Raw genomic sequence first — 7,917 nt, 5'->3', positions numbered from 1 at the left:
GCAAAATGGGTTGAAACGAACCCGTCCCCAACCAACCCCTCCTATATACCCGCAGCCTCGATGGCAGAAACAGCGGCACGCAGGCCATCCGGCGGCAGCACGAGCGCCATGCGCACATAGCCCTCACCCGAAGGTCCGAAACTCGCACCCGGCGTCACCACCACGCCCGCGCGCTCCATAAGCTCCTCGCAAAACGCCATGGAATCCGTGCGTCCGCCGGGAAGCTTCGCCCACACGAACATCGTGCCGTGCGCGTTGGGACGCTCCCAACCGATCGCCTCGAGCCCGTCGCAGAGCGCGTCGCGGCGCTCCTGGTAGAGATGGCGCTGGTGCTCGACCTCATCGAGCGAACCGGTAAGTGCGGCGATAGCGGCCTTCTGTATGGGGAAGAACATGCCGAAATCGATCTGGCTACGGAGCTTCGCGAACGCGGCGACCACGTCCGAGCGCCCCACGAGAAAGCCGATGCGCGCACCCGTGACGTTGAAGGACTTCGAGAGTGAGAAGAACTCGACGCCCACCTCGAGCGCGCCGGGATAGCTGAGGAAGCTCCCGCCCGCCGGACCGTCGTAGACGATGTCGGAATAGGCGTTGTCGTGCACGATCAAGAGGTCGTGCTCGCGCGCGAACGCAATGATCTCCTCATAGAGCTCCGGCGTGCCCACGCTGCCCACCGGGTTCGCCGGCAGCGACACGATCATGTACTTCGCCTTGTCCGCGACCTCGGGGTCGATGCCCTTCACATAGGGCAGGAAGTCGTGCTCCGCCTCGAGCGGGTAGTACACGAGCTCGCCGTCCGCGATCTTCACGCCCGCTTCGAACACAGGATAGCAGGGGTCGGGCACGAGCACCGTGTCGCCCGCATCGAGCAGCGCGAGCCCCAGGTGCCCCACGCCCTCCTGCGTGCCGTTGCAGCTCGCCACCATGTCCGGCGTGATGCCCTCCACGCCGAAGCGGCGCGCGTAGTAATCGCACACGGCCTGCTTGAGCTCGGGAAGGTCGCCCAAGCTGTACTTCCACTGCACGGGGTCTGTCGCCGCGTCGCGCAACGCTTCGACAACGTGGTCGTAGGGCGCGAAATCCGGCGTGCCCACGGAGAGGTTGTAGATCGTGCGACCCTGCGCCTCGAGCTCGAGTCGCTTGGCGTTGAGCGAGCTGAAGACCTCGGCACCAAACCGGTCAAGACGCTTGGAAAACTCCATGTCCATCATCCTTTCAATGCGTCGCGCGAACGCCCATATAGAGGCATGCACGCGGGTATCGTGCGATGTCAAAAAACCCCTGGGGTAATTTGACATCCGAGGTTATTTGACATTCGGCTCCAGGGCGTCGATTTGGGTAAGCCACAGGCTCGAGCTCGCATCGCTCGGCATGCGCCAGTCGCCGCGCGGGGAAAGCGTCACGGAACCCACCTTGGGCCCATCCGGCAAGCAGCTGCGCTTGAACTGTTGGGCGAAGAAGCGGCGATAGAACACGCGGAGCCAGCTCCAGATCGTGCGCTCGTCGTAGGCGCCTTCGAACGAGCGGTACGCCATGCGCAGGATCTTGCCCGGCGTGAAGCCGAAACGCAGCAGGTGGTAGAGGAAGAAATCGTGCAGCTCGTAGGGACCCACGAGGTCTTCCGTCTTCTGCGCGATCTCGCCCTCGCCCGTGGGCGGCAAAAGTTCCGGGGACACGGGCGTGTCGAGGATATCGAGGAGCGTCGCTTCGATATCACCGCCGAAAACATCCGCCGCGTAGCGCACGAGGTGCCGCACGAGCGTCTTCGGCACGCTCGCGTTCACGCCATACATGCTCATGTGGTCACCGTTGTACGTGGCCCAGCCGAGCGCGAGCTCGGAGAGGTCACCGGTGCCGATCACGAAGCCGCCGGATTGATTCGCGATGTCCATGAGGATCTGCGTGCGCTCGCGCGCCTGGCTGTTCTCGTACGTCACGTCTTGAACGGCGGGGTCGTGGCCGATGTCCTGGAAGTGCTGCTCGACCGCAGCATGGATGGGCACCTCGCGGAAGTCGACGCCGAGCGCCTCAGCGAGCATCTGCGCGTTGCCCTTCGTGCGGCCGGTGGTGCCGAACCCCGGCATCGAAACGGCCGTGATGCCTTCGCGCAGAAGCCCGAGCGCATCGAACGCGCGCACGGTCACGAGCAGTGCGAGCGTGGAGTCAAGGCCGCCGGAAAGACCGATGACCGCGTGCTTCGTCCCCGTGTGCGCAAGGCGCGTCTTGAGCCCCGCCGCCTGCAGGCTGAAGATCTCCTCGCAGCGTTCGGCGAGGTCGCCGTGGTCGGCGGGTACGAAGGGCGCGCGCGGGAACACGCGGTCGATGTCGAGCGCGGAGCGCATGAGGCGCAACATGGGAGCCGTCTCGGCCTGCCCAGGCTCCAGGGAGGCGCCGGCGAACGAGAAGTCCACGAACGTAAGATCACTCGACGTGAACACGGGCTTCTTCCACGTGTTCGAACGGCGGCGCTCGGCGGGGAGGCGGTCGAGGTCAACATCGGCAAGCGCCATGTCGCAGCTCATGAGCGGCGTGCGCGCGAGCAGGCTGCCGTTTTCCGCGATGAGGTTCTCGCCGGCGAATACGAGGTCGGTCGTGGACTCGCCCTCCCCCGCGTCCGCGTAGGCGTACGCGCAGTAAAGGCGAGCGCTCTGGCCGCGCACCAGGTCGCGCCGATACGCCGCCTTGCCAATGACTTCATCGGATGCCGAAGGGTTCAAGATGATCGTCGCATCACCCTCGAGTGCCATGCCGACGCTCGGCGGAGCCGCAACCCACAGGTCCTCGCAAATCTCGACGCCTACCGCGACGGCCTCCATGCCGGGATCCGCGCAGCGGTAGACGATGCTCTTCGCAAGCGGAACGTTCTCGAAACCCGCGAAGTTCACGAGCATCGCATCTTGGCGCGCCGGCTCGAACCAGCGCTGCTCGTAGAACTCGCCGTAGTTGGGCAAGTTCGCCTTGACCGTGAGGCCAAGGAGCGTGCCGGCGCAGCACACGGCAGCGCAGTTGTAGAGCGCGCCGCCCGTCGCGACGGGCAAACCCACCGTGAAGAGCAGCGGCAGCTCGCGCGTCTCATCCAGCAGCCATGCGAGCGCACGCTCGCACGCCGCGACGAGCGTGCGGTTCTGAAAGAGGTCGCCGCAGGTATAACCCGTCAGGCAAAGTTCGGGCAGCACGAGCGCGCCCGCGCCCGCCGCATGCGCCGCCTGCACGCAAGCAAGCACTGCGCGGGCATTGCCCTCAACGTCTGCGACGCGGATCTTCGGCGTCGCCGCTGCGATGCGGAAGAAACCGTCCGCAGCAGGCGCGCCGTCGCAGCCGTCCGCATCTGCCAGATAGAGCTCGTCCATCGTCATTTCCTCTCGGTCTGGAAATCTCGGCACTATGATACCGCGTTCGCAACTCCCGCCGCGCGGGGGTCGCGCTTTGCACACACCGTGAAATGTGCCCTCCTTATGAGGAGTGAACGGGCGGCAAGGCGGCTGGGTAGGAATGGGAGGACTTCAAACGTACGCCCCTGCGGTCGACTGACGCTGCGGCTGAACTGTCCGTAGCCGAACGACCCCGCAGGATACATGAGTTCATACCCCGGGAGGCACCATGGCACCCGATTATCCCAACCGATTCGATGCGCCGTACCAGCGCGAAGAGATGCGCGCGCCGCATGAGGCCATCGGCAACACACAGGCATATCCTGCCAAGAAGCCAGGGTTTCTCCGCGGGCTTTTCGAAGACCTCTCCTTCGCGCAGGTCGTGGCCGGCGCTGCCGCAGCGGCGACGTCGGTGGTGCTCGCCTCGAAGATCGGCATCGCGGGGTCGGTGATCGGTGCGGCGGTGAGCTCCGTGGTGACCGTCGTGTCATCGCAGATCTACCGGCATTTCATCACGACCGGCGCGGAGAAGCTCAAGGGTGCCTACACGGGAGGCGACGTCCGCGAGAGTGCGTATGGTGCGTACGCAGCGGGCGGCGCGCGTGTCCCTGGCGACAAGCCATTAGGGACGGGGGTTATTGGCTGGTCAGCCAACGCAGACGCCGCGCATGAGGGCGGCTGGGAATCCAGCGCCTGCTTCAAACGCAGTGCGAACTGCCAGCCCTGCGCGGGAACCGGTGCGCAAATGGGAGCGCGCATCGCACCCGAACGCCTCCGCGCGCGGGCGAAGGCGGAGCGCGCCTCCACACAGCGCAAGGTCATAGGCTTCTCGGCAATCGCAGCGATTCTCGCTGTGGTGGCGTGCGTCGCGATCATCTTGCTCGGCACAGCCGGTGAGGGTCTCGGAACCAAGCCGGAAGCGATCTTCACGGCACCTGTCGCCACGCAGGATACGCCCGAAGACACTGAAGATACCACCGCGCATGACCAGACTGCCGAAAAACCGGAACAGACAGACGATTCGTCCGAGCAGGAAGACTCCGAGCAGCCGCCTGCGGACGAACCCTCGGCAGACGGCAGCCAAAACGCTGGCGGCACCGCCCCCTCCCCCGACACGACGCCCGGGACGGGAACCGACGGCTCGGTTGGAACGGGCGACGCGAACAGCGGCGACGCGGCAGGCAATACGGACTCCGGCGATGCTTCTACAGGCGGCACGGGCACCGCAGCGGGTGACGCCACGCAACAGCCCACCCGCCGATAACCGACGACCCAAGCGCTCGCGATGCTAAGATAGAGGGCGGACAAACGGACCGAGGAGATATCATGGCATCGCAGCAGCGCACGCAGCTCAACCAGAACAACCGCATCTACCTGTATGATCTCTTCCGCACGAAGCTCGGCTGCGGGAGGCAGACGTTCGTGACGCAAGTGGAGGAAGCGCTTGCAAGCGACGGGCTCGACGCCTGCTCGCTCGGCTACGAAGATACCCGCGCGCTACTCGAGGACTTGGACGCGTTCGTCACGCTCACCGTCTTCAAGGGCGGGCGCCTCTATGCGACTATCGAAGCCCAGCCGGAATGGGACGAGGTGCTCGACGCCGCGAACAACGGCACGGGCGCCGGCACCGGATCGGCGAAACCATGGAAACGCAAGCGTGGCCAGCGCCCGCTCAAGCCCGTGCGCCCGCAGGTCGTAGTCGTCGAAGAACCGGTGGATGCCGAGGCGCCTGCCGACGAGGACGCCGCCGCCGAGGAACCCTCGGCAGAGCAGCTTGCCGAAGATGCGGGCGATGGAGCTTCGCCTGCGGAACACGAAGGGGCGGCGGTCGAAGATGCCAACAACGCCGCCAAGAGCCCCGAGCGCGATGCCGTCGATGTCGTTGCAGACGGCGAGACGAATACCGCACCCGCCGACGAAACTTCCCCCTGCGAGCCGTCCGGTGCCGTAGACGGCAAGGACGCCTCCCCAGACGCAGCTGCCGATGAGCCGTCCGATGAGCCCGCGGCGACCCCTGCCGCGGAAGCGCCCGAGCCCGCCATCTCGCTCACCGTCATCTACGATCCCGAGCACGCGAACGCCGGCATCCAGACCCTCGCGTCCACGCCCGTGAGCACAGCTCCCGCCAAGCAGGTCGACGAGGCGCTGGCAGCCGCGAATCCGGCGGCGCAGACGGAGAACGCAGACGAAGCGACAGCCCCTTTGACAGCGCGGCCTTCGGCCACGCCCGCTGCCGCCCCGCCCGCATCCGCCGCCGCCCCGCAGCCGCAACCTGCACCCACAGCGCCCCTTGACCTGGACGCATATCCGAAAGACTTCGCCACCGACGTCTGGTGCCCGGCGAACCTGTTGAGCGAGCTCACCGCACTCCTCCCCTACGGCGCCGACGTTCTCGGCATCGCGAGCGAATGGTTCCTCATTGCATGCGAGCGCGGCACCGCCGAACTCAGCCGCAACCGCGCTGCATTCCCCCTACGCTATCTCTGCGACGGTGAACGCTGCAGCGCGACCATCCGCCTCAAGCGCCGTCCCGCCTCGGACACCGGCGCTCCCTGGGCGCTCGAGGCCGTCGAGACCGCATAACCCATCTGCACCCAAACGACGTCGACATATTCCGCCGTTTTCGTCTTCATACAAGGAAAAACTGGCGGAAAAGGTCGACGTCGTCGGAGCGAATCTTGCCGCGTGTGAGCTTGCGACGCAAATGGGACGGGTTTGATTGAATCAAATGACTCAAATCAAACCCGTCCCCAAATGAGTCAAACGACCCGGCTCGAGCTGTTATGCAACCTACGCGAGCACGCCGAAGTACACGCCGATCACACCCACGAGCATCGTGCCCAGGATAAGGATGGTCGGCGAGACCTTCTTGCCCACCAGCCAGTAGTACAGCCCCATGCAAATGAGGGCGAACATACCGGGCAGGATGCCGTCGAGCACGTCCTGCAGGGCGGTGACCTCGTCGCCAGACCCGAACTCGACCGCAATCTCCGCCCAGAACATATCGACGGTCATGGAGCCGAGCACCATGATGCCTACGATGCCAGCGATGGTCATGACCTTGTCCATGATGCCGTTCTTCTGCGCGGTCTCGAGCATTCCCACGCCCAGCTCATAGCCCTTCTGGACACCCCACACGCGCAGCACGAACGCTGGGATGTTGTAGATGAGCAGGAAGATGAGCGGGGCGAAGGGATTACCCGCCTGCGCGAGCGACACGCCGATGCCGGCCGCGAGCACACGCAGCGTGGTGAGGAAGATCGAGTCGCCGATGCCGGACAAGGGGCCCATGAGGGCTGCCTTGACGTCGTTCACCGACTCCGCGGGGATTTCGTTCTTCGCGATCTTCTCCTCCATCGATGCCGCGATGCCAGCGACAAACGGCGCGAACTGCACCGTGATGTTGAAGAACGACGTGTGGCGCACGAGCGCCTGGGCATAGCCCTCGGGATCGTCGTGGTAGATCTTCTTCAAGATCTTGTCCATCATGACGCCGAACGCGAGACCCATCTGGTTTGCATACGTCCAGGAGTACTCGACGCCGAGCGATCCCACATTCAGCGACATCCTCGTGAGATCGCTCTTGGTGATCGCATAGGGGTCGTTGCCAGTCGTTATCTTAGAAGTCATCGTCGTCCCCCTCAATCGCAAGATTCTCGGTATTCGGCTTCATGATGCCGGTGTACTCGATGCCGATCACGATGGAAAGCAGCGCGACGCCGAGCACCGGCACGCCGATGTAGGCCGTGAGCAGGAACCCGAGGAAGTAGAACGGCAGTAGCTTCTTGGTGATAATCATGCGACCGAGCATCGCGAAGCCCATAACGGGCAGGATGTTCGCGCCCGCGGCGAATCCGTTGAGCACGAACTCGGGGATGACGCCCACGACCCACGCCACGGCGTCGGAGCCGAAGTAGATGGCGCAGAAGTGCACGACGAAGTAGAGCGGCTGCGCCCACGTGCCGATGAGCCAGTGCAAAGCGAGGAGCTTCTTGCTCTCGCCTTTCTCAGCGAACTTAGGAATGAACGTCAGAAGCCAGTTCGAGACGGGCTGGCAGAGGTTCTCGAGTGCGAGCACGATCGTGCCGATGGGCAGCGCGAGACCCACGGCAACGTCGATGTCGACATCGAGCAGCACCACGTACGCCGTGCAGAGCACCGCAGCAGAGGTGCAATCCGGTGGAACGTAGGCACCGATGGAGACCGAGCCCATGAACAGGAGCTCGAGACTCGCGCCGAGGGCGAGGCCGGTCTGGAAGTCACCGAGCACGGCGCCCACGACCGGGCACACCACGAGGGGACGGAACGCATAGAGCGTGCCCAGCTGGTAGTCGAAAAAGCCGAAGAACAGGTACAGAAGGCTGCAAATCGCAGCTTGGATAGCCATATTCCCTCCTTACGCTAGTAATCGAATTGGTGATAGTAGCGACGGTAGTCGAGGTTGTGCTTCGTCACGGTCTCGTAGTACGCCGCAAGACGGTCGGTCACGAGGCTCGTGAGGATCCACGGCGAGACGATGACGCGGAAGTCGTCGTCGAGGCCGGGG

6 protein-coding genes are annotated in these 7,917 nt (G+C 64.6%); 2 read left to right on the top strand and 4 right to left on the bottom strand.

Annotation, left to right across the window (positions count from 1 at the left end):
* Positions 1-41 precede the first annotated feature (41 nt).
* Both QZ079_RS06425 and QZ079_RS06420 read right to left on the bottom strand, forming a co-directional pair.
* Positions 42-1,202 carry a pyridoxal phosphate-dependent aminotransferase gene (locus tag QZ079_RS06425; protein WP_297036613.1) on the bottom strand — a complete coding sequence of 387 codons (1,161 nt, stop codon included), beginning with the start codon at positions 1,200-1,202 and terminating at the stop codon, positions 42-44.
* 102 nt (positions 1,203-1,304) lie between these two features.
* Positions 1,305-3,350 (bottom strand): NAD(+) synthase, encoded by a 2,046-nt coding sequence (locus QZ079_RS06420; protein WP_297036608.1) that lies wholly within the window; start codon positions 3,348-3,350, stop codon positions 1,305-1,307.
* 250 nt (positions 3,351-3,600) lie between these two features.
* Here QZ079_RS06420 and QZ079_RS06415 point away from each other — a divergent pair, with 250 nt between their 5' ends.
* On the top strand, positions 3,601-4,635 hold the full coding sequence (locus QZ079_RS06415; protein WP_297036606.1) for a hypothetical protein: 1,035 nt from the start codon (positions 3,601-3,603) through the stop codon (positions 4,633-4,635).
* 62 nt (positions 4,636-4,697) lie between these two features.
* Entirely contained in the window at positions 4,698-5,954 is a 1,257-nt protein-coding gene (locus tag QZ079_RS06410; protein ID WP_297036604.1) for a hypothetical protein, read from the top strand.
* Positions 5,955-6,161: 207 nt separating this feature from the next.
* Here QZ079_RS06410 and QZ079_RS06405 read toward each other — a convergent pair whose 3' ends face one another.
* Both QZ079_RS06405 and QZ079_RS06400 read right to left on the bottom strand, forming a co-directional pair.
* Positions 6,162-7,001, bottom strand: a complete 840-nt coding sequence (locus QZ079_RS06405) for a PTS system mannose/fructose/sorbose family transporter subunit IID (RefSeq protein WP_297036579.1) — start codon at positions 6,999-7,001, stop codon at positions 6,162-6,164.
* Positions 6,991-7,758: a PTS sugar transporter subunit IIC gene (locus QZ079_RS06400; RefSeq protein ID WP_291290517.1), complete on the bottom strand. Its 768-nt coding sequence runs from the start codon at positions 7,756-7,758 to the stop codon at positions 6,991-6,993. Before QZ079_RS06400 ends, QZ079_RS06405 begins: the two co-directional genes overlap by 11 nt.
* Positions 7,759-7,917: the final 159 nt, after the last annotated feature.

Source organism: uncultured Enorma sp. (assembly GCA_905210055.1).
In the GTDB taxonomy this organism is placed as follows: domain Bacteria; phylum Actinomycetota; class Coriobacteriia; order Coriobacteriales; family Coriobacteriaceae; genus Enorma.
The sequence above is the reverse complement of the archived record's forward strand: the minus strand, read 5'-3'. Positions and strand labels throughout refer to the sequence as shown.

Excerpts from the sequence above, each read along its gene's own strand:
- QZ079_RS06405 (WP_297036579.1), bottom strand. The coding sequence starts at position 7,001 with ATGACTTCTAAGATAACGACTGGCAACGACCCCTATGCGATCACCAAG.
- QZ079_RS06410 (WP_297036604.1), top strand. The coding sequence starts at position 4,698 with ATGGCATCGCAGCAGCGCACGCAGCTCAACCAGAACAACCGCATCTAC.
- QZ079_RS06420 (WP_297036608.1), bottom strand. The coding sequence starts at position 3,350 with ATGGACGAGCTCTATCTGGCAGATGCGGACGGCTGCGACGGCGCGCCT.
- QZ079_RS06400 (WP_291290517.1), bottom strand. The coding sequence starts at position 7,758 with ATGGCTATCCAAGCTGCGATTTGCAGCCTTCTGTACCTGTTCTTCGGC.
- QZ079_RS06415 (WP_297036606.1), top strand. The coding sequence starts at position 3,601 with ATGGCACCCGATTATCCCAACCGATTCGATGCGCCGTACCAGCGCGAA.
- QZ079_RS06425 (WP_297036613.1), bottom strand. The coding sequence starts at position 1,202 with ATGGAGTTTTCCAAGCGTCTTGACCGGTTTGGTGCCGAGGTCTTCAGC.